This is a genomic window from Kitasatospora sp. NPDC057518, assembly GCF_042802075.1.
Classification (GTDB): domain Bacteria; phylum Actinomycetota; class Actinomycetes; order Streptomycetales; family Streptomycetaceae; genus Kitasatospora.
In genome coordinates this window covers 1-19,357 of record NZ_JBHVEU010000136.1, presented here as the reverse complement: position 1 = coordinate 19,357, position 19,357 = coordinate 1, and the positions used below count along the sequence as shown (strand labels likewise).

The following is a 19,357-nucleotide window of genomic DNA, read 5'->3' as shown; positions in this document are numbered from 1 at the left end:
GGCCGGCGAGGCGCAAGGGGCCACCCCGCCACCCGGAATCCTGCCTCCCGTGGCTCCGTCTCCTCCCGCGCCGCCGAGTGCGGTCAGCACGGTGCCGATGCCCTCCAGTGCCGCCACCCGGGCCGCGGCCACCAACGCGCCTGGCAGGCCGCGGAGTTCCACGCAGATCCGGCCTACGGCCTGCTGGTTCCGGGCGGTCACCGTGAAGCACGGGCTCCAGGCCTGTCGGGCGGCCGTGAAGACCTGGACCGAGGGGATGCGACAGAAGGCGTCCAGGTCGATCGGTGACCAGTCCACGGGAACGGCCAGTGGGTCCACCCGGTACGCCACGTCGGTGCCGGTGGTTGGCAGGCGACCGGTCGCGAGCAGCTTTGCCCCACTCGAGGCGCACCGGGTCAGCAGTGCCGGATACTCGTCCGGTTCGATCTGATCAACAGTCAGTAACGAAGCGGGGCAGGGAGTTCCGGTTGCGGCGCCCGCCGCTCGGTACTGCTCGGCGACCGCGGACGCCAGCCGGGTCTTGCCGCTGCCCGGAAGGCCGTGCAGCAGCACGCCGGGCACGGTGGGGTCGGCGAGCAGCCGCAGCAGCTCGGCCGTCTCACGTGCCCGCCCGAACAGCTCACCCGCGAAGGCCCGGTGGTCCGCGGGCTCCGGCTGGGGGACGGTGGACTCGAACAAGCTGGTCATGGACGGCTCCAGAGCTGGCTCCACCTACGCGGCGCCCGTGCGCCGGCGGGATCGTCCGTACTGATGCTGGATGTCGGCCGCTGCCGGCGGTATCCCAGAGTTCTGGGATACCGCCGGGGGATCGCGGACCGCGGCGGTGCCCGCCAGGTGTTCGAGGGCGAGGGGCGCGGGACTCCGTGGTGTCGTCTCCGCCGGGTCCGGCGGTGCCGCATCGTCCGGCAGGTCTGGTTCCCCTCGGAAAAACGCTGCACAAACGATTCGACTGGGCTACCGGTGCTGAACCGCTGCACCGTGGCCGCGTGACCTCGCTCATCCGAACCCGTTCCGGCCTGGATCTCGGCGGCAGGCAAGTGCCGGGTGCCGCAGACCTGGGTCGTCTCCTGGACCTGTCGGCGCACGGCGACGAAGGCGCGTCCGAGGTGCCCCACCGTGCGGTTGCCGCACCCGTGTACGGAGTCGCCTTCCACCCGCGGCCTCCGGTGGTCCGGTCCGTGCCGGCGTCCATCCGGGACGGGTGGACCTGCGCGCCGTCGACCGGGAGGCTGTGCGCGTGACCATCGGCCGACAGTTCCCCGCCCGGGAGCGCCCCGCTCCCGCGAGCCCGCCCACCGGGACGCCCGAGTGCGAGGCGTCGACGTGCGCGGGCATCGCCGCTCCGGGGCCGGCCGAGCCGCACACGGCCCGGTCGGGACGAAGCCCGCTGCCGGACATCGCCGCGATGGCGGTGTGCCGCGCGGGGTTCGCCGTGGGGAGGACCGCAGGATGGTGACCTCATCGGCCGGCCGAGGACCCGGCCGGCGGATCGGAGTGCGATCCGGAGACCCGGACCCGGCACCCGAGCCGGTGGACCTTGTCGGGCTTCCGACCGGCCGCGTGGCCCAGCGGCTGGGTGTGTCACCCACGACGGTCCGCTCCTGGGAACGCCGCTACGGCATCGGCCCGGCCCATCGGGAGGCCGGACACCACCGCCGCTGGAGCCCCCGGGACATTGCCGTCCTGGAGACGATGTGCCGGCTGACGGCACGCGGGGTGCCTCCGGGCGAGGCGGCACGGGCGGCCCTGGCCGAGCGCGACGTCTCCGTACACCAGGACAGCCCGCGACGCGCTCTCCCCGAGCCGCGAACGGACTCACAGGGCGGCGGGCGGCTCGGGCACGGTCCAGGCGGAAGCCACGCCTCGCGGGTCAAAGCGGTGCGCCCTGAATGCCGGGGCCTGACCCGGGCGGCGGTGCGGCTGGATGGGCCGGAGGTCGCCCGGATCCTGCGGGAAGCGGTGGACGCGCTCGGGGTGGTCGACGCGTGGACGGAGGTCATGATGCCCGCGCTGCGCGCCGCGGGCCGCAGGTGGGCGGCGGACGGCGAGCAGTACGTCGAGGTCGAGCACCTGCTGTCCTGGCACGTCTCCAGCGCTCTGCGGGGCGTGGCCGTCGGCGGGCCCGCCGCCCGCCAGGTGAGGCCCGTCCTCCTGACGGCGACGCCCCTCGAACTGCACACCCTCGCCATCGAGGCCACGGCCGCCGCGCTCACGGAGCGCGGGGTCCCCTTTCGCATACTGGGCGCGGCCGTCCCGCCCCGGGCCCTGCTCGACGCCGTCCACCGGATCGGGCCATCGGCCGTGATGATCTGGTCCCAGGACCAGCACACCGCGGACCGCGAGCTGGTGCGCAGGGTCGGCGACCGGGTGTGGGGCCCGCGCGGCGCCCGCGGCGGAGCCCTGGTCGTGGCCGCCGGTCCCGGTTGGGCCCGCGACCAGCCCCGGGCCGGCGCAGCCCGCCCTCGCACCCTCGCGGACGCCGTCGACCTCCTGGAGCAGGCCGTCACGGCCTGAAGTCCCACCACCGACCCACCGTCCCGTCCCCTGTCCCGGGCCTGCTCGGCGCGCAACGGCCCGGCCGGGCCGAGTCCGCGGCCCGCACCGGCGGGTTCGCGCCCCTGCCACGCGCCGACACCCGACCACCCCGACCGCACTCCCTGCGAGGCACCGCCCGTGACCGTTTCCATCGCCCTGTTCACCCAGGACCTGCGTCTGCACGACAACCCGGTCCTGCACGCCGCCCACACCGCGGCCGACCAGGTCGTGCCGCTGTTCGTCCTCGATCCCGCCGTCGAGGGCGCCGGGTTCGCCGCCCCCAACCGGCTGGCCTTCCTGGCCGACTGCCTCGCCGACCTGGACGCCTCGCTGCGCCGGGCCGGCTCCCGGCTCGTCGTGCGCCGCGGCGCGACCGCCGAGCAGACCGCCAAGGTGGCCGCCGAAGCCGGCGCCGGGACGGTCCACGTGGCCGCGGGCGTCACCGCCTTCGCCCACCGTCGCGAGGCACGGCTGCGCGCCGTGCTCGGCGACCGCCTGCACGTCCACGACGCCTCCGTGACCGTTCTTCCACCCGGGCGTGTCGCGCCGGCCGGCCGCGACCACTACGCGGTCTTCACCCCGTACCACCGCGCCTGGCGGCAGGCCCCCCACCGCAGCGTCCTGGCCGCGCCCCGGGTGATCCGCACGCCGGACGGCATCGGCAGCGAGAACCTCGTGTTCAGAGGCCCGCTCTCGCCCTCCCTGCCGCACGGTGGCGAGAGAGCGGGCCGGGAACTCCGGCGTCGCTGGGACGTCGACGCGTACGCCGACGTCCATGACGATCTGGCGGCCGACGCCACCTCCCGGCTCTCCCCGTACCTGCACTTCGGCTGCCTGTCGGCCACCGAGCTTGCGGCAGGCGAGCTCCAGCGCGGCGGGCCCGGAGCGGAGGCCTTCGTCCGGCAGCTCGCCTGGCGCGACTTCCACCACCAGGTGCTCGCCGCCCGCCCGGACGCCGCACACCGCGACTACCGCGCCCGGGACGACCACTGGTACCACGACGAGCGCGAGGCCGAAGCCTGGCGGCAGGGCCGCACCGGCTACCCGATCATCGACGCCGGGATGCGCCAGCTCGCCGAAGAGGGCTGGATGCACAACCGGGCCCGCCTGCTGACGGCAAGCTTCCTCACCAAGTCGCTCTACCTCGACTGGCGGATCGGCGCGGCCCACTTCCTCTCCCTGCTCGTCGACGGCGACATCGCCGTCAACCAGCTCAACTGGCAGTGGGTCGCGGGCACCGGCACCGACACCCGCCCCAACCGGGTCCTCAACCCGCTGCGCCAGGCCGACCGCTACGACCCCACGGGCGACTACGTACGCCGATGGGTGCCCGAACTGGCCCACCTGCCCGGGCCGTCCGTCCACCGCCCCTGGCTCCTCGACGGAGACTACCCGCCCCCGATCGTCGCGCCCGAGGACCTCACGGCCCGGTTCCAGCACGGCCGGCCGGTCCTCCGCGCGGGCGAACGCCAGGACCGGCCGCCGGGCCCGCCGGTCCACCCGGTCGCGGGCTCCGGAAGCAAGGCGGGATCCTGGTCCCGTCGGTCCGGGCACCGGCCGGAGTCGACACCCTTGACGTCGGACGAGGAGCCGAGATGAACGCCTTGCGACCCGACTCGAAGCGCTGCCTGGTGACCGGCGCGAGCGGCTACATCGGCGGCCGTCTGGTGCCCGAACTGCTCGCGCGCGGGCACTCCGTGTGCTGCCTGGTGCGCGACCCCGACCGGCTGCGGGACCAGCCGTGGCGGGCCGACGTCGACGTCGTCCCCGGCGATGTGACCCGGCCCGAAACCCTCCCGGGGGCCCTCGCCGGCGTCGACGCCGCCTACTACCTCGTCCACTCCCTCGGCACCGGACCCTCCTTCGAGACCACCGACCGGGAAGCCGCGCGAGCCTTCGGGGCCACCGCCGCGGCCGCCGGCGTCACCCGGATCGTCTACCTCGGCGGCCTCGTACCCACCGCGGTGCCGGAAGCGGACCTGTCACCCCACCTGAGGTCCCGCGCCGAGGTCGGCCGCATCCTGCGCTCCAGCGGCGTCCCGACCGCCGAGCTGCGCGCCGCCGTGATCATCGGCTCCGGCAGCGCCTCCTTCGAGATGCTCCGCTACCTCACCGAACGCCTGCCCGCGATGGTCACCCCTCGCTGGGTGTCGACCCGTATCCAGCCCATCGCCGTCCGCGACGTCCTGGGCTACCTCGCCGCCGCCGCCGACCTGCCACCCGAGGTGAACCGCACCTTCGACATCGGCGGCCCCGACGTCCTCGACTACCGGCAGATGATGCGGCGCTACGCGCGCGCGGCCGGACTGCGCCGCCGCCTGATCGTCCCCGTGCCCGTCCTCACCCCCCGCCTCTCCAGCCACTGGGTCGGCCTGGTGACCCCGGTGCCGAACTCCATCGCCCGCCCCCTGGTCGAGTCCCTGCGCCACGAAGTCGTCTGCGGCGAGCACGACATCGCCGGGTGGATTCCGGACCCGCCGAACGGGCTGACCGGCTTCGACCAGGCCGTCACGCTCGCCCTGCGCCGCATCAAGGACGCCGACGTCGCCACCCGCTGGTCCTCCGCCTCCCTGCCCGGCGCCCCGAGCGACCCCCTGCCCACGGACCCCGACTGGGCGGGCGGCAGCCTCTACCAGGACATCCGGGAACGCACCGTCACCGCGTCGGTCACCGCCGTCTGGCGGGTCATCGAAGGCATCGGCGGTGACAACGGCTGGTACTCCTTCCCCCTCGCCTGGGCCCTGCGCGGCTGGCTCGACCGCGCGGTCGGCGGCGTCGGACTGCGCCGGGGCCGCCGTGACCCGGCCCGGTTGCGGGTCGGGGACTCCCTCGACTTCTGGCGGGTGGAGGAGATCGAACCCGGTCGGCTGCTCCGCCTGAGGGCCGAGATGCGCCTACCCGGGCTTGCCTGGCTCGAACTCTCCGTCACACCCGACGGCGAGCGCGGGGCGCGCTACCGGCAGCGGGCCCTGTTCCACCCGCACGGCCTGGCCGGACACGCCTACTGGTGGGCCATCGCCCCGTTCCACAGCGCCGTCTTCGGAGGCATGGCCCGCAACATCACGGAACGCGCCCTCCACGCCGATTGAACGGCTCTCCACCAGCCCGCGACCAGCCGCACGGCGGTCGAACCGGCCGGACGCCGGGACGCTGTAGGGGCGGCGGGCGGCGGGCGGGCGTCACATCCGGCGGACGCGCAGGACGCTGGTCAGCATCGGGAGGGTGAACTCGCCGTCGCCGGTCTCCGGGCGGGCGGCGAGGTAGGTGCGGGTCGCCGCCAGGAGGGCCTCGCGTTCCTGCTCGGGCATGACCAGGACGCCAGCCTTGGTGGCGAGGGTCGAGACGAGGGAGTCGGCGGTGCGCCGCTGGCCGTGGGGGAACTCCGCCTGCTCGGGTGAGTCGAACCAGGCGTCGGCGCCGCCCGACGCGGGCAGGTGCATCCGGGCCGTCTCGGTGCGCCAGCTGCCGGGCACGTCGCGCGGGCCGATGGCGGCGGGGCCGGTGACCTCGGCGAGGCCGGCCACCCAGTCGACGCCGTCGTCGAAGACGTTCCACAGGCCGGCCAGGACGCCGCCGGGCGCGAGGACCCTGGCGATCTCGGGGCCTGCGGCGGCCATGTCGAACCAGTGCATGGCGTTGCCGGACACCACGGCGTCGACCGACCCGTCCGGCAGCGGGATCGCCTCGGCGCTCCCCTCCAGTGAGCGGACGTCCGGCAGTGTGCCGCGCAGTTCGGCCAGCATCGCCGGGTCGGGTTCGACCGCGACGACCTGGTGGCCCAGTGCGACCAGTGTGGCGGTGAGCTTGCCCGTTCCGGCGCCGAGGTCGAGCACCCGTGGGCCGGGCGCGGCTTCGAGCGCCCAGTGTACGGCGGCGTGCGCGTAGTCCGGGCGGTGCTCGGCGTAGGCGACCGCCGCCCGGCCGAACGACGAGCTGTGCAGCCGTCGTTCGTCCTGCGCCGGCACCTGTCCGGTGGGCGCGTGGCCGCGGGTGGCATCCCGGTGGTGCTCCGTGCTGTGGTCGGTCCCCGTCATCGTGGCTCCTCGTGGTCGGCGGGCTGTGCCGAGTGCACAGCGCGCGGGCGTCCGCCCGGGGTCGACCGGCCCCGGGGACGCGAGCTAGCGGATCGATAGCTCGGGAGGGTAGGCGCTGCCGACTTGCGGGACAAGGGACGAGGGACAAGGCTCACGTCCGCTGACCGGGGATCAGAACGGACGTACGGTCCGGTGATCGCTACCCTGGCGCGGTGACGATCGAGCTGCGCGTGCTGTCCACGGTCTCCTGCCGGGGTGAGGAGGTCACCGCGCCCGGGCTGCGGGGGCTGCTCGCGCTGTTGGCCGGGGAGGTGCGGGCCGGGTGCGGCCGGGGGCGGCTGGTGGACGGGCTGTGGCCGGAGGAGCGGCCCGAGCGGCCGGAGAGGGCGTTGCAGGTGCTGGTGTCGCGGGCCCGGGCGAAGTTTGGGGCGGAGCTGATCGTCAGCACGCCGACCGGGTACCGGCTGGGGCTCGGGGAGGAACGGGTGGACGCCTCGGCGGTGCTGCTGCACGCCGCCGCCTGCGCCGAGAAGGCCCGGGCCGGGGACCATGCCGGGGTGCTCGCCGAGGCCGAGGCGGGGCTGGAGCTCTGGGACGGGGACACCGCGCCCGCGGAGCCCGAGGGGACGGATCCGGTGTCCGCGCTGCGCGCCGAACGGGCCCGCACCCACCGGGTGTTGCGGCGGGCCCGGGCGCTCGCGCTGGCGCGCACCGGGCGGCACGCGACGGCCGTCGAAGCGCTCGCCGGGGAGGCCGCCGGGCAGCCGCGCGACGAGGAGGTGCTGCTGGAGCTGCTGCGCTGCGAGGCCGGGACGGCCGGGGCGGCGGCCGCGCTCGGCCGGTACGACCGCTACCGCCGCGGCCTGCGGGACGCCCTGGGCGCCGACCCGGGGCCCGAACTGCGCGCACTGCACCAGGAGTTGCTGCACGGTGCGGCGGCCCCGGTGCGGCGCGGGGTGCCGCACGAGCCGAACCCGCTGGTCGGCCGGGAGGCCGATCTCGCCGCCGTGGCGGAACTGCTGGGCACCGCCCGGGTGGTGTCGGTGGTCGGCCCCGGCGGGCTCGGCAAGACCCGGGTCGCCGCCGCCGTGGCGCGCGGGGCGGCGCAGCGGGTGGTGCACCTGGTGCCGCTGGCCGGAGTGGCGGCCGACCAGGACGTGGCCGGGGCGGTGGCCGCCGCCCTCGGCGCGGGCGACCGGGCGGGGATCGCTGGTGCGCTCGCCGCCGGGCCGGCGCTGCTGGTACTGGACAACTGCGAGCAGGTGGTGCGCGGTGTCGCCGACCTGGTGCACGCGCTGGTGGCCGCCCGCCCTGACCTGCGGGTGCTCACCACCAGCCGCACCCCGCTCGGGATCTCCGCCGAATCGGTGTACCTGCTCCCGGAGTTGGACCGGGCGTCCGCCGTCGAGCTGTTCACCCAGCGGGCCCGGGCGGCCCGCCCGGACGTCGAGCTGCCGGCCGGCCCGGTCGCCGCGGTGTGCGCCCGGCTGGACGGGCTCCCGCTGGCCCTGGAGCTGGCGGCGGCCCGGGTACGGGTGCTGGCGGTGACCGAGATCGCCGACCGGCTGGCCGACCGCTTCGCCCTGCTGCGCGGCGGGCCCCGGGACGCGCCGCAGCGCCACCGCACCCTGCAGGCCGTGGTCGACTGGAGCTGGAACCTGCTGGACCCGCCGGGCCGGGCCGCCCTGCGCGCGCTCTCCGTCTTCCCCGGCGGCTTCACCGCCCGCGCCGCCGGGCGACTGCTCGACGACCCCGACGTCCTGACCGTCCTGGAGGACCTGGTCGACCAGTCGCTGCTGCGCCTGACCGACACCCCGAGCGGGGGACGGTTCCGGATGCTGGAGACGGTCCGCGAGTTCGGCGCGGCCGAGCGGACGAAGGCGGCGGAGGACGAGGCCTTCACCGCCCGGTTCCTGCTCTGGGCGCGGGAGTTCGGCATCGACCACCACGACGGCCCGTTCGGCCCGGCGGCCGTACCGGAGTGGCGGCTGGTCCGCGCCGAGCAGGACAACCTGGTCCGGGCGCTGCGGCTGGCCCTCGCCGCCGGGGACGGGCCCGCCGTCGCCGCGACCGCCGCCGTCCTCGCCGGGCTGTGGACCACCGAGGGCAACTACGTCCGGCTGCTCGCCCTCGCCGAGGACACCGGCGGCCCGGTCTCCCGGCTGCGGCCCGGGCCCGACCTGCTGGAGCCGGTGCGCACCCTCGCCGCCCTGAGCACCGTCAACACCCTGCTCGCCGCGGGCGGCGGGCTCGGCACCGGCACCGGCGCGCTGCGGCTGCTCGCCGCCCTGCGGCGGCTGCCCCCGGCCGCGCCGGACACCCCGGTGCGGGCCATCGCCACCGTGATGGCGGCCGTCCCCGAGGCGCTCGGCCCAAACGATGGCGAGGTGGGCGCCCCGGGCGGCGGGCTGTTGGCGGCCCTGTGTGCCGCCCCCGAACCGCTGCTCGCCGGTGTGGCCGAGGCGGTGGCCGGCTACCGCTGGGAGGCCGCGCAGGAGATGGAGCGGGCGACCGCCTCGGCGCGGCGGACGCTGGCGGCCTTCGAGACGCTGCCGGTGCCCTGGCTGCGGGTGCTGGCGCTCGCCCGGCTCGGCGAGCTGCATCTGCAGGGCGAGCGGGGCTCCGAGGCCCTGCCGCTGCTGGGCGCGGCGATGGCGGAGCTGGACCGGCTCGGCGACTGGAACGACATGCTGGGCCTGCGCTGGGGCATGGTGATCGGCAGCTTGCAGGCCGGGGACCCGGACGGCGCCGAGCACTGGCTGGAGCTGGCGGTGCGGCACCAGCCCGCGGAGGCCGCCGAGCTGCCCGCCCCCGAGCTGGGCGTCCGGGCCGAACTCGCCCTCGCCCGGGGCGAGGTGGACGCCGGTCTGGCGCTGTGGCGGCGCTCCGCCGAGCTGCTCGCCCGCGCCGCGGAGCCGCCCGCCGAGCCGTCCTGGGCGCTGGAGCCGATGGCGGCCTGCGTGGCCGCGCACGCCCGGTACGGCGAGTCGGAGCGGGTGGCCGCCCTGGCGGCTTCCCTCCCGGAGCGGCTGGTCGACCTGCTGGGCCGGTCGGCCGCGTTGGTGGAGGGCCCGCTCGCGGGGGCGCTGCTGCTCGCGCTCGGCCTGGTGGCGCTGGACCGGGGCGGCCGGGAGGGCGATCCCGAGCGGACCCGGACGGGCGTACGGCTGGTCGTGCTGGCCGAGCGGTTCCGCTGCCTGCGCACCTTCCAGCCGACCATGGGCTCGGCGGCGGCCCGGGCGGACGCGGAGCGGGCCGACCCGGCGGAGTACCGCCGGGCGGTGGCCGCGTACGGGTCGGCCGGGTCCGCGCCGGCGGACCGGTCCGCCCTGGCGGCCGAGGCGCGCCGGCTGGTGGGCGGCTGAGCGCGGAACCCAGAACGGGCCCCGGCACGCCGGCGCCCGCTCAGAGCCGCACCGGCAGCCGCAGCAGGTGGAAGCCGTCGGCCGGCCAGTGGCCGAACTCCAGCCCGTCCCGCGCGACCCCGAGCGCCGCCTCCGGTCGCCGGATCAGCACCTGGTCCAGCACCACCGAGGTGACCAGCCGGCCGAGGGCCGCGCCCAGGCAGTAGTGCGCGCCGTGGCCGAACGCCAGGTGGCCGTCGCCGCGCCCGAACTCCCGGGCGATGTCGAGGCGTTCGGGCGCATCGCCGTACTCCCGCGGGTCGTGGTCGGCGGCCAGCAGGGCGACGGTGACCGGGTCGCCGGTGCGCAGCGCCGTCCCGGCGAAGGTGAAGTCCGAGGCGGCGTACAGGGTGGCGCCGATCCGCACCAGGGTGATGTACCGCAGCAGTTCGGGCACGGCCCGCTCCAGCAGCTGCGGCTCGGCGCGCAGCCGGGCCAGCTGGTCGGGGTGGTCGAACAGGGCGAGCAGGCCGTGGGCGAGGAACAGCGCGGGCGGGGTGATGCCGGTGTTGATCAACAGGAAGACGGCCGCGACCAGGTCGTCCTCGTCCAGCGGCTGCTCGCCCTCGCGGGTGTCGTGGGCCAGGGTGGAGACGAGGTCCCCGGTGGGTTCGGCGCGGCGGCGCGCGATCAGCTCCTTGACGTGGTCGACGATGCCGACCAGGCCCTCGACCGTGCGGCTGCCGTCGCCGTACGCGAAGTCGCGGATCCAGCCGCAGACCCGGGGCCGGTCGGCCTCCTCGACGCCGACCAGCTCGCAGATCACCTGGGTGGTCAGCGGGTAGGCGAACTCGCCCAGCAGGTCGGCCGGTTCGTCCCGGGCGGCGAGGCCGGCCAGCAGCTCGGCGGCGGTGCGCTCGACGAAGCCGCGCAGGGCGGCGATCCGGCGGGCGGTGAAGGCGCGGGTCAGGGGCGCGCGGCGGCGGGCGTGCTCCTCGCCGTCGAACAGCGCCAGGTGGCCGGAGAGGTAGCCGGCGTACTCGGCGGGGAAGCTGTCGAGGGCGGCGGCCAGCAGCTCGTCCTGCGGGTCGGATCCGGCGTCGGCCGGAGCGGCGAGCCCCGCCCGGTCCCGGACCAGCCGGGGCTCGGTGAGCGCGGCCTTCACGTCGGCGTAGCGGGTGACCAGTCGGACCGGGGTGTCCAGGCCGGGCAGGACGACCCGGGGCAGCTCGGTCTGCTCGCGGAAGCGGGCGTAGGCGCCGACGGGGTTCTCGACGTCCTCGGGGGTGAGCCGGACGGGGGCGGTGGTCATGGCGGGTCTCTCCTTCGTCACACGGCTGTGCGGCTTTCGATGCCCCGGAGCTTGCCGGGGCCCGCCTTCAGCGCGGTTTCACCGTGGTTTCAGTCGTCCGGGCGGTGGCGCGGACGGTGTAATTGAACGCGTTCAGAAGCTTGGGCTAGGCTGGGCTCCCAGGAACCGGGGGCAGGAGGGGGAAGCCATGAAGGTCGTCATTCCCGGCGGATCGGGGGCACTCGGGGCGCTGCTCGACCGGAGCCTAACCGCCGCCGGACACCAGGTCGTGGTGCTGAGCCGCAGGCCCGCCGGGCCCCGGCAGGTCGGCTGGGACGGACGGACCCTCGGCGCCTGGGCGGCCGAGGTCGACGGGGCCGACGTCGTGCTCAACCTCGCCGGGCGCAGCGTCAACTGCCGCTCCACCGAGGCGAACCGGCAGGAGATGATGGACTCGCGGGTGCAGTCGACCCGGGTCGTCGGCGAGGCCGTCGCGGCCGCCCGCCGCCCGCCCGCGCACTGGCTCCAGATGAGCACCGCCACCGTCTACGCCCACCGCCACGACGCCCCCAACGGCGAGCTGGACGGCCTGATCGGCGGCAGCGAGCCCGACGCCCCGGCCGCCTGGCGGCACAGCATCGACGTCGCCCGGGCCTGGGAGCGTGCCCAGGCGGAGGCCGACACCCCGCACACCCGCCGGGTCGCCCTGCGTACCGCCGCGGTCCTCGGCCCCGAGCGCGGCGGCTCCCTCGACGCGCTCTCCTGGCTGGCCCGGCTCGGCGCCGGCGGCCCCGTCGCGGGCGGCTCCCAGTACGTCTCCTGGATCCACGAGCGCGACTTCGCGCGCGCCGTCGAGTTCCTGATCGCCCGCGAGGACCTCACCGGCCCGGTCAACCTCGCCGCCCCGAACCCGCTGCCGCAACGCGCGTTCATGCGCGAGCTGCGCACCGCCTGGGGCATGCCGCTGGCCCTGCCCGCCACCCGCTGGATGGCCGAACTGGGCGCCTTCGCGCTGCGCTCCGACACCGAACTGCTGCTGAAGAGCCGCCGCGTCGTCCCGACCCGGCTGCTCGACGCGGGCTTCACCTTCGACCACCCGAGCTGGCCGGAGGCCGCCCGCGACCTCGTCCGGCGGCTGCGCGGGCGGTAGCGCCTTCCGGAGCGTGGTGGGCCGGGTTCGTCACGGGGCCGTCACAGCTGCCCGCCGGTGCTTGCCCGGGCCCGGCCGCTGCCGGGAGCGTGGAGCCCACAGGCAGGGGACACCAGGGGGCGGGATGCGGACGGTACGGCTGTCGTACATGCGGCGGCGGGTGGACATCATCGGCGTCGGCTGCCTGCTGGCCCTGGTGATCGTGATCGTGCTGGGGGAGTCCGGTCTGGCCGACCCGGGGACGGCCGTGCTCGTCGGCGCCCTGGTGGCCGGCGCGGTGGCCGTCGGAGTACCGCACACCTTCTGGCTGCGGGAGGAGGCGGACGGCCTCACCGTGGTCCGGCTGCTGGTCCCGCGCCGCTACGCCTGGTCGGAGATCCGCGGCCTGGCCATGGAGTTCGACGAGGAGGAGGAGACCAGCGTCCACCGGGTCACCCTCCGGCTGCGCCTGGTGGACCCGCCGGGCCGGTTCTGGGGCCCGCTGCTCGGCCGGTTCGACGTCACCGACGACGACCGGCCGCGCGGCCTCGAACCGCGCGCCCTGGCCGAGCTGTTCGCCATCTTCGGCCGGCACGGGCTGCCCGTCGACCGGCCGGAGTTCGCCGACGACGTGCTCCACACCCGCGGGCTGCCGCCGACGCCGCCCCCGGCGGTGCGGAGCGTGCCGGCCGGGCCGGTGCCCGCGGCGGCGGAGGCGTACGCGGCCGCCCCGGGCGTCGCGGAGGAGGAGGCGTACCTGGCGGCCGGCCGGAGCACCGCCAAGAGCCCGCCCCGCAAGCGGCGTGCCCACCTGCTGCGCGCCGCCGCCCAGGCCGACCGGATCGCGCTGGCGGGCGGTGACGCGGACCGCGAGCAGGTGGTGTGGGCGCGGATCTCGGCCGGCTACCTGTGCGAGCACGACGGCGTCACCGCCGCCACCGACGACGACGCGCGCTCGTACGTCCGCCAGCAGTACCTGGACTGGCGCCGGGCCTCCGCCGACCCGCGGCGCGGCCGCCGCGACGGGGGCTGACCCGGGGGCCCGGCGCCGGTCACCGGCGTCGGTCACCGGGCGTCGGGTGCGCCCTACGGCAGCCGGGCGTGCTCGGCGCGGCTCTCGGCGATCCGGCGCGCGGCGAGGTCGCGGGCCCGGGCGCGGTCGTTGCCGGTGAGCCGGGCGAGGATCGCGGCGAGCGGCCTGACCTTGCCGAAGCCGCCCCAGTGGCCCTCGGGGATCTCGGTGGGGAACACCCAGATCCGGCCGGGGTCGCGCGGCCAGGCGCCGTCCTCGGCGTCCAGGATCGCCTCGGTGACGTCGGCGATGACGCCCGCGCGCTTGCGGGCGTCGAGCTGGCCCTCGGGCACCGACGGGACGACCTTGTAGCGCGGCGCGTCCGCGAGCTCGCCGCCGACGTAGACGGCGGCGGGCCGGTGGAGGAAGAGCCAGGACACCGAGCGGGTGACCGGGTCGGCGGGGTCGAAGCCCTCGTGGTGGATCAGGATCTCGGTGATGCGGTTGAGCAGGGCCGCTTCCGCCTCGGGGCGCAGGGCGCCGTCGGGGATGTGGACGTCGAGCATCGGCATGGCCGTCGCCTCCTGGATTTACTTTCTCAACTCAGGTGGCCCGGAGCCTAGCCCGGGCTGAGTGCGGATTGTCAACCCAGGTGGGTCGGACGGGCTAGGATCGACCCATGGCGGAGCAGCGGCGGCGGATCGACCCGGTGAACTGTTCGATGGGGCGCGCCCTCGCGGCGGTCGGCGAACGCTGGTCGCTGTTGATCGTGCGGGAGGCGCTGGACGGCGTCGGCCGCTTCGGGGAGTTCCGCACCCGGCTCGGCATCGCCAGCAACCTGCTGTCCACCCGACTCGACGGCCTCGTCGCCGCGGGCGTGCTGCGCCGCGTGCCGTACCAGGAGCCCGGCGACCGGCAGCGCTTCGAGTACCACCTCACCGAGAAGGGCAGGGACCTGCGGCCCACCGTGATCGCCCTGCTGGAGTGGGGCGACAAGTACCTCGCCGACGAGGAGGGCCCGTCGGTCGTCGTCCGGCACGGCGGCGGCGAGGAGCACGGCTGCGACGAACCGGTCACCCTCGTGCTGGAGTGCGCGGGCGGCCACACCCACCTGTCCCCGGACGCCGTCTACCGCAGCCCGGGCCCGGGCGCCCGCTACCTGCCGTCCTGAGCGGCCGGGCCGCTACAGCCCCAGCAGGTGGTCCAGGACCCGGCCGAAGACCAGGCGCCCGGACCGCGCCAGGACCGGATCGAGCAGCGGACCGAGCGACCGGGGCAGGCCGGCGACCGTCAGCTCCTCCGTCCAGACCGCCGCGCTGCCGCCGCCCACCGCCCGGACCCGCAGCTCGGCCCAGCCGTGCACCGGGTGGCCGCGCTTGACCAGCCGGCACCGCCCGTCCCGGCCGGGGCCGGGGACGACCAGCTCGGTGAGCTCCATCGGGTCGTCGACACGGAACGGCCCGAGGGCCGTCCGGGCCAGGACGACGTCGCCCGCCTCCCGGCCGGAGCCCCGGACCACGCGGACCCGGGTGAACGGCACCCGGTCCCCGTGCCGGTGCCAGGCCGTCAGGCGCTCCCAGCACTCGGCGGGCGGCAGCGGCGTACGGCGGATCAGGACGAAGCGGGCCACGGTCGCCACCCTAGGCCCTATCCAAGCCGCGCGGTGGCCCTAGCGGCGCCGCGGCAGGCTCCCCAGCAGGCCCGCCACCGCCGTCAGGTCGCCGTCCCCGTCGAGCAGCACCACCAGCGGCGGGTGCGCCGGCGAACCCAGCCGGGCGATCCCGCACGCCGTGGCCCCGAGCCCCGGCGGGGCGACCAGGGCGACCGGCGCGCGGGACTCCAGCAGCGGGCCGAGCACCGGGCGGTACGCGGCCGGGGGCGGGTCGTCCCCGGCGGGGCGCAGCACCCCGAGGGCCTGCGGGCCGGGCCAGTCGCGCGCGGCGCCGGGGTAGCGGGTGTGCGGGGCGTCGGGCGGGGGCAGCAGCAGGACCCAGCCCGCGCCCGGGTGGGCGGCCCGTCGCAGCACGTCCAGGCGCACCGCCGGGGCGGCCGGCTCGGTGCCCTCGGCGGTGCCGGCCGCCGGCTCGCCCAGCCGGGGCGCCGGCTGTCCGGCCAGGGTGGAGCGCAGCACCTCGGTGGTGCCCAGCCCGCTCGGCAGGTCGGGGAAGCTGCGCAGCAGGTGGGCGCTCTGGTCGAGGAGTTCGGCGGCGTCCCGGTCGGCGAGCAGGGCACGGTCGTGGGTGGTGGTGAGGACCAGCCCGCCGGTGGCGTCGTAGTGGGCGGCGAGCGTGATCGGGTACGAGGTGAGGGTGCCGGCCGGGGCCGGGCTCTCCACGTGGATGCCGTGCGCGGCCAGGTCGGTCTCCAGCCGCAGGTGGTGCGCCGCGGCGGGCTGGTGCTCCAGGACGACCAGGCTGTTCGGCCGCTGCCCGCGCGCGCCGGGCGTCCAGCGGTGGGCCTGGCCGGGGGAGACCCACTCGTACGCGGCGAGGTCGAGCACCCCGTCGCGCAGCGCCGCGAGCAGCTGCGGCACGGTGGTGCCCGGCTGCACCCGGACGGAGATCGGCAGCGGGTTGCGCAGGGCGCCGGGCAGCCGCTCGACGCCGTCCAGCGGGATGCCCCGGCCGGAGACGGTCACCGCGAAGCCGACCCGCACCGCGCGGGCCGGGCGGCGGGGCCGGTCCGTCTGCTCGGCGCGGTACAGCAGCAGCGCCCAGGCCGCCTGGAGGGCGCTGCTCTCGCCCGCGCCCCAGGCGGCCGCCCAGCCGCGCAGCCGGACCGCCTCGTACGGGGTGAGCCGGCGCCGGGCCCGGCCGCTGCCGCGCCGGCGCGGGTCCGGGGCGAGCGGCAGGACGGCGGTGGCGGGGGGCCGGGTGGACCAGAACTGCCGTGCCGCGTCGGTGCTCTGGCCGGACAGCCAGCGGGCGTGGTCGCGCAGGTCGGGGCGGCGCTGGCCGCCGACCAGCACGCCGCCGGTCAGGTAGGCGCGGTAGAAGGACTGGAGCAGCAGCCGTACGCTCCAGCCGTCCAGCATCGCGTGGTGGTAGGTGAGAAGGACCCGGGTGGCGGGCCCCTCCCCGGTGTCCGGTGGGGCGTCGACGAGGGTGGCGCGCAGCAGGGCGGGGCGGCGCAGGTCGAAGCCGCGCCGGCGGTCGGCGGCGAGCAGGTCCTCCCAGTCGGCGGCGCCGTGGCGGTGCCGGGTCACCTCGGGGACGGCGTGCTCGTGCAGCACCATCCAGGGGTCGTCGGGGCCGTGCTCGTCCCAGTCGAAGGCCGCGCGCAGCACCGTCTCGTGGTCGAAGACGGACTGCCAGGCCGCGGTGAAGCGTTCGGTGTCCAGCGGCCCGTGCCAGTTCCAGGACAGTTGCTCGACGTGCCGTCCGCCGGGCTCGGACTCCCCGATCACCTGGCGCAGCAGCTCCCGCTGGAGGGCGCTGGTCGGTACGGTGACCGGCTCCGGCGGGTGCGCCAGGGCTTCGCGCAGCTCCTCCAGCACCCCGGCGGCGCGGGCGAGCGGGCCCTGGGCGACGCCGACGAAGAGCCGCCGCCCGCCGTCCGGCGCACCGCTCCCGGTGGTGTGGCGCCCGCCGTCCCCGGTGGCGTCGCGCGCGTCCTCGACCAGGACCGCCCGCAGCCGGGGGCCGCCGGCCAGGCTGCGCCCCAGCTCCACCAGCACCCGGTCGAGCCCGTCCGGGCCGTCCACCGTCCGCTGCCAGAGCAGGTCCGCCGAGGGCCCGGCGGGGTCGTCGGCGAGGACGCTGCGCAGCGCGGCGCGCAGCGCCTCCGGCGGGTATCTCCGGTGCAGCTCGACCAGGACGAACTCCGGTGCCCGGGCGGGCCGTTCGGGGGTCCGCCGGGGCCGGGGGGCGGCGCCGGCCAGCGCGGCGCGCACCGCCCCGGCGTCCAGCGGCCCGGGCGGGCGGCCGGCGGGCAGGCAGGGCTCGGGCGCGGGTGCGCCGGCCACCAGCAAGGTGACGGGTGCGCTGGAGAACTGACGGTTCGTCATGGCTGATCAGCGGGCACCGGAGCCCTCATCCTTCCCGTGGCCGGCCGGGATCGCGCCGGGGTTACTGGGTGGCGAGCCCGCCGCAGACGTTCAGTGCCTGGGCGGTGATGCTGGCCGCGGTGGGGCTGGTGAGGTAGCCGGCCAGCGAGGCGACCTCCTCGGGCGTGGTGTAGCGGCCGAGCGGGATGTGCTGCTGGAAGTGCTGGTGGATGGTCTCGGGGGTGGTGTTGTAGGCGGTCGCGTACTCGTGGTGGATCCTGGTGGTGTGCGGGGTCTGGACGTACCCCGGGCAGATGGCGTTGACGGTGGTGCCGGTCGGTGCCAGCTCCTTGGCCAGCGCCCGGGTGAAGCCGATCACGGCGTGCTTGCTCGCGGTGTACGGGGCGCCCAGGGTGACGGCCTGCTTCCCGGCGGTGGACGCGATGTTGATGATCCGCGGGTGGGCGGTGCTGGTGATGTGGCCGTGCCGGAGGGTCTCCCGGGTGACCAGGAAGACCGCGTTCAGATTGGTGTCGATGACGTCGTACCAGAGGTCGTCTGTGGTGGTCGCGGTCGGCCCGCCGCCGGTGCGTCCGGCGTTGTTGACCAGGACGGTGATCGGGCCGTACTCGGCCACCGCGTGCCGGATCAGTTCGCCGACCTGGACGGGGTCGCGGACGTCGCAGGTGAGGCCGTCGGCCTGGTGGCCCTCGTCGCGCAGGGTGGCGAGGGCCTGGTCGATGTCCCGGGCGGTGCGGGCGCAGATGAAGACACGGTGGCCGCGGCTGCCGAGTTCGCGGGCGATGGCGAGGCCGATGCCGCGGGTACCGCCGGTGATCAGGGCGAGGGGTTTCTCGGGTGCGGTGGTCATGACGCGTCCTGTGGGTGAGGGCTGGGAGCTGGGAGAGGTCGGCGGGGACGGCCGTCCGGACGGGGCTCAGGCCGAGTACAGGTTGTAGGTGGTCGGGTGGGCCGTGGTGGGCGTGTTGAGGGTGGGGTCCAGGGTGAGGATCGCGTGCTGGAGGTGCTGGAGGTGCGGCGAGGGCTGGATGCCGAGCTCGGTGGTCAGCCGGTGCCGCAGGTGGTGGTAGGTGGTCAGGGCGCTGGTCTGCCGGCCGGCCCGGTAGAGCGCGACCATGGCCTGGGCGTGCAGGCCCTCGTGGTGCGGGTGCTGGTGGGTCAGGTGGGTGAGCTCGGGGATCAGCTCGTTGTGCCGGCCGAGCCGCAGGTCGGTGTCGATGCGGCGCTCCAGGGTGATCAGCCGGCTCTCCTCCAGGCGCATGATCTCGATGGTGAGGATCGGCCCGGGCCGGACGTCGACCAGGGCGGGGCCGTGCCAGAGCGCGAGGGCCTGGCGGAACTGGGTGGCGGCCTGGTGGTCCTGGCCGTGGTTGAAGGCGTGCTGGCCCTGGGTGGTCAGCAGGTTGTAGGTGTGGACGTCCAGGTTGTCCGGGTGGGTGGTGAGCTGGTAGCCGCCGTGCCGGGTGGTGAGGATGTCCTTGGCGGTGGCGTGCGGGGTCGGCCCGAGGGCCTGGGTGATCCGGCGGCGCAGCTGCAGGATGTACGTCTGCATCGTGGTGAGCGCCTGTCTTGGCGGGTCGTCGCCCCAGATCTCCTCGATCAGGGTGGCCGTGGGCAGGATCCGGTTCGGGTAGAGCGCGAGGAGGGCGAGGATCTGGCGCTGCTTGGCGGCGGTGGGGACGACGGAGATGCCGTTGAGGTCGGCGGTGAGGGGGCCGAGGACCCTGAGGTGCATGGCGGTTCTCCTCTCGTGCGGGTGAGTGGGGCTCGGAGGATCGTGAGCCCGTGGATTCGTGGGGCTGTGGACCCGTGGACCCGTGGGTCCGGTGAACTGTGCGCTGCTGGTGCGGAAGTGTGTTCGAATCAGGGGGATGGTGGGGTGGATGCGTCGCACCCTAGCGGCGCCACGGAGGGGCGGCCGGATTCCTCAAGTGCCCGTCGAGCGGGGTTCCGGGCGCTCTGGTGGGGGCTTCCGGGCAGCCGGAAGCGGCGGGGCGGCCCCCGGG

The 19,357-nt window shown here is 76.1% G+C and carries 15 protein-coding genes; 7 read left to right on the top strand and 8 right to left on the bottom strand.

The annotated features are described in order from the left end of the window. Positions 1-687, bottom strand: a 687-nt coding sequence (locus ACFU7Z_RS16535; protein ID WP_380777926.1) for an ATP-binding protein, incomplete at its 3' end; no start/stop codon positions are given. A 762-nt stretch (positions 688-1,449) separates the two neighbouring features. Here ACFU7Z_RS16535 and ACFU7Z_RS16530 point away from each other — a divergent pair. From ACFU7Z_RS16530 to ACFU7Z_RS16520, 3 genes are all read left to right on the top strand, one after another. Then, a complete protein-coding gene (locus ACFU7Z_RS16530) occupies positions 1,450-2,514 on the top strand; it encodes a MerR family transcriptional regulator (protein ID WP_380777925.1) in 1,065 nt (354 codons plus the stop codon). Between the two features lie 159 nt (positions 2,515-2,673). Continuing rightward, positions 2,674-4,134 (top strand): cryptochrome/photolyase family protein, encoded by a 1,461-nt coding sequence (locus ACFU7Z_RS16525; RefSeq protein WP_380777924.1) that lies wholly within the window; start codon positions 2,674-2,676, stop codon positions 4,132-4,134. After that, the gene (locus tag ACFU7Z_RS16520; protein ID WP_380777923.1) at positions 4,131-5,624 is read left to right on the top strand and encodes an SDR family oxidoreductase; all 1,494 of its coding nucleotides are present in this window, start codon (positions 4,131-4,133) and stop codon (positions 5,622-5,624) included. Before ACFU7Z_RS16525 ends, ACFU7Z_RS16520 begins: the two co-directional genes overlap by 4 nt. A gap of 90 nt (positions 5,625-5,714) precedes the next feature. Here ACFU7Z_RS16520 and ACFU7Z_RS16515 read toward each other — a convergent pair whose 3' ends face one another. Further along, positions 5,715-6,569 carry a class I SAM-dependent methyltransferase gene (locus ACFU7Z_RS16515; protein ID WP_380777922.1) on the bottom strand — a complete coding sequence of 285 codons (855 nt, stop codon included), beginning with the start codon at positions 6,567-6,569 and terminating at the stop codon, positions 5,715-5,717. Positions 6,570-6,781: 212 nt separating this feature from the next. On the opposite strand from ACFU7Z_RS16515, the gene ACFU7Z_RS16510 reads away from it, so the two are divergent. Then, the gene (locus tag ACFU7Z_RS16510; protein ID WP_380777921.1) at positions 6,782-9,934 is read left to right on the top strand and encodes an ATP-binding protein; all 3,153 of its coding nucleotides are present in this window, start codon (positions 6,782-6,784) and stop codon (positions 9,932-9,934) included. 40 nt (positions 9,935-9,974) lie between these two features. Here ACFU7Z_RS16510 and ACFU7Z_RS16505 read toward each other — a convergent pair whose 3' ends face one another. Continuing rightward, positions 9,975-11,225, bottom strand: coding sequence for a cytochrome P450 (locus tag ACFU7Z_RS16505; RefSeq protein WP_380777919.1), 1,251 nt, complete (start codon positions 11,223-11,225; stop codon positions 9,975-9,977). A gap of 187 nt (positions 11,226-11,412) precedes the next feature. On the opposite strand from ACFU7Z_RS16505, the gene ACFU7Z_RS16500 reads away from it, so the two are divergent. Both ACFU7Z_RS16500 and ACFU7Z_RS16495 read left to right on the top strand, forming a co-directional pair. After that, a complete protein-coding gene (locus tag ACFU7Z_RS16500) occupies positions 11,413-12,354 on the top strand; it encodes a TIGR01777 family oxidoreductase (protein WP_380777918.1) in 942 nt (313 codons plus the stop codon). 124 nt (positions 12,355-12,478) lie between these two features. Then, positions 12,479-13,366 carry a hypothetical protein gene (locus ACFU7Z_RS16495; protein ID WP_380777917.1) on the top strand — a complete coding sequence of 296 codons (888 nt, stop codon included), beginning with the start codon at positions 12,479-12,481 and terminating at the stop codon, positions 13,364-13,366. A 53-nt stretch (positions 13,367-13,419) separates the two neighbouring features. Here ACFU7Z_RS16495 and ACFU7Z_RS16490 read toward each other — a convergent pair whose 3' ends face one another. Continuing rightward, positions 13,420-13,917 carry a hypothetical protein gene (locus ACFU7Z_RS16490; protein WP_049658900.1) on the bottom strand — a complete coding sequence of 166 codons (498 nt, stop codon included), beginning with the start codon at positions 13,915-13,917 and terminating at the stop codon, positions 13,420-13,422. A 107-nt stretch (positions 13,918-14,024) separates the two neighbouring features. Here ACFU7Z_RS16490 and ACFU7Z_RS16485 point away from each other — a divergent pair, with 107 nt between their 5' ends. Then, complete coding sequence (locus ACFU7Z_RS16485; protein ID WP_380777916.1) at positions 14,025-14,516, top strand: winged helix-turn-helix transcriptional regulator; 492 nt, start codon at positions 14,025-14,027, stop codon at positions 14,514-14,516. Positions 14,517-14,528: 12 nt separating this feature from the next. Here the strand turns inward: ACFU7Z_RS16485 and ACFU7Z_RS16480 are convergent, their stop codons facing one another. The 4 genes from ACFU7Z_RS16480 to ACFU7Z_RS16465 all read right to left on the bottom strand — a co-directional run bounded on the left by ACFU7Z_RS16480 (position 14,529) and on the right by ACFU7Z_RS16465 (position 19,086). Beyond that, positions 14,529-14,975: an SRPBCC family protein gene (locus tag ACFU7Z_RS16480; RefSeq protein WP_380777915.1), complete on the bottom strand. Its 447-nt coding sequence runs from the start codon at positions 14,973-14,975 to the stop codon at positions 14,529-14,531. A 39-nt stretch (positions 14,976-15,014) separates the two neighbouring features. Beyond that, on the bottom strand, positions 15,015-17,351 hold the full coding sequence (locus tag ACFU7Z_RS16475; RefSeq protein ID WP_380777914.1) for a condensation domain-containing protein: 2,337 nt from the start codon (positions 17,349-17,351) through the stop codon (positions 15,015-15,017). Between the two features lie 61 nt (positions 17,352-17,412). Continuing rightward, positions 17,413-18,201, bottom strand: coding sequence for an SDR family NAD(P)-dependent oxidoreductase (locus ACFU7Z_RS16470; protein WP_074002979.1), 789 nt, complete (start codon positions 18,199-18,201; stop codon positions 17,413-17,415). A gap of 66 nt (positions 18,202-18,267) precedes the next feature. Further along, positions 18,268-19,086, bottom strand: a complete 819-nt coding sequence (locus tag ACFU7Z_RS16465; protein WP_049653285.1) for an AfsR/SARP family transcriptional regulator — start codon at positions 19,084-19,086, stop codon at positions 18,268-18,270. Positions 19,087-19,357: the final 271 nt, after the last annotated feature.

What these genes read in the sequence shown, in the direction of transcription:
- ACFU7Z_RS16530 (WP_380777925.1), top strand. Translation starts at nt 1,450, where the DNA reads ATGGTGACCTCATCGGCCGGCCGAGGACCCGGCCGGCGGATCGGAGTG.
- ACFU7Z_RS16520 (WP_380777923.1), top strand. Translation starts at nt 4,131, where the DNA reads ATGAACGCCTTGCGACCCGACTCGAAGCGCTGCCTGGTGACCGGCGCG.
- ACFU7Z_RS16515 (WP_380777922.1), bottom strand. Translation starts at nt 6,569, where the DNA reads ATGACGGGGACCGACCACAGCACGGAGCACCACCGGGATGCCACCCGC.
- ACFU7Z_RS16505 (WP_380777919.1), bottom strand. Translation starts at nt 11,225, where the DNA reads ATGACCACCGCCCCCGTCCGGCTCACCCCCGAGGACGTCGAGAACCCC.
- ACFU7Z_RS16500 (WP_380777918.1), top strand. Translation starts at nt 11,413, where the DNA reads ATGAAGGTCGTCATTCCCGGCGGATCGGGGGCACTCGGGGCGCTGCTC.
- ACFU7Z_RS16495 (WP_380777917.1), top strand. Translation starts at nt 12,479, where the DNA reads ATGCGGACGGTACGGCTGTCGTACATGCGGCGGCGGGTGGACATCATC.
- ACFU7Z_RS16490 (WP_049658900.1), bottom strand. Translation starts at nt 13,917, where the DNA reads ATGCCGATGCTCGACGTCCACATCCCCGACGGCGCCCTGCGCCCCGAG.
- ACFU7Z_RS16485 (WP_380777916.1), top strand. Translation starts at nt 14,025, where the DNA reads ATGGCGGAGCAGCGGCGGCGGATCGACCCGGTGAACTGTTCGATGGGG.
- ACFU7Z_RS16475 (WP_380777914.1), bottom strand. Translation starts at nt 17,351, where the DNA reads ATGACGAACCGTCAGTTCTCCAGCGCACCCGTCACCTTGCTGGTGGCC.
- ACFU7Z_RS16470 (WP_074002979.1), bottom strand. Translation starts at nt 18,201, where the DNA reads ATGACCACCGCACCCGAGAAACCCCTCGCCCTGATCACCGGCGGTACC.
- ACFU7Z_RS16465 (WP_049653285.1), bottom strand. Translation starts at nt 19,086, where the DNA reads ATGCACCTCAGGGTCCTCGGCCCCCTCACCGCCGACCTCAACGGCATC.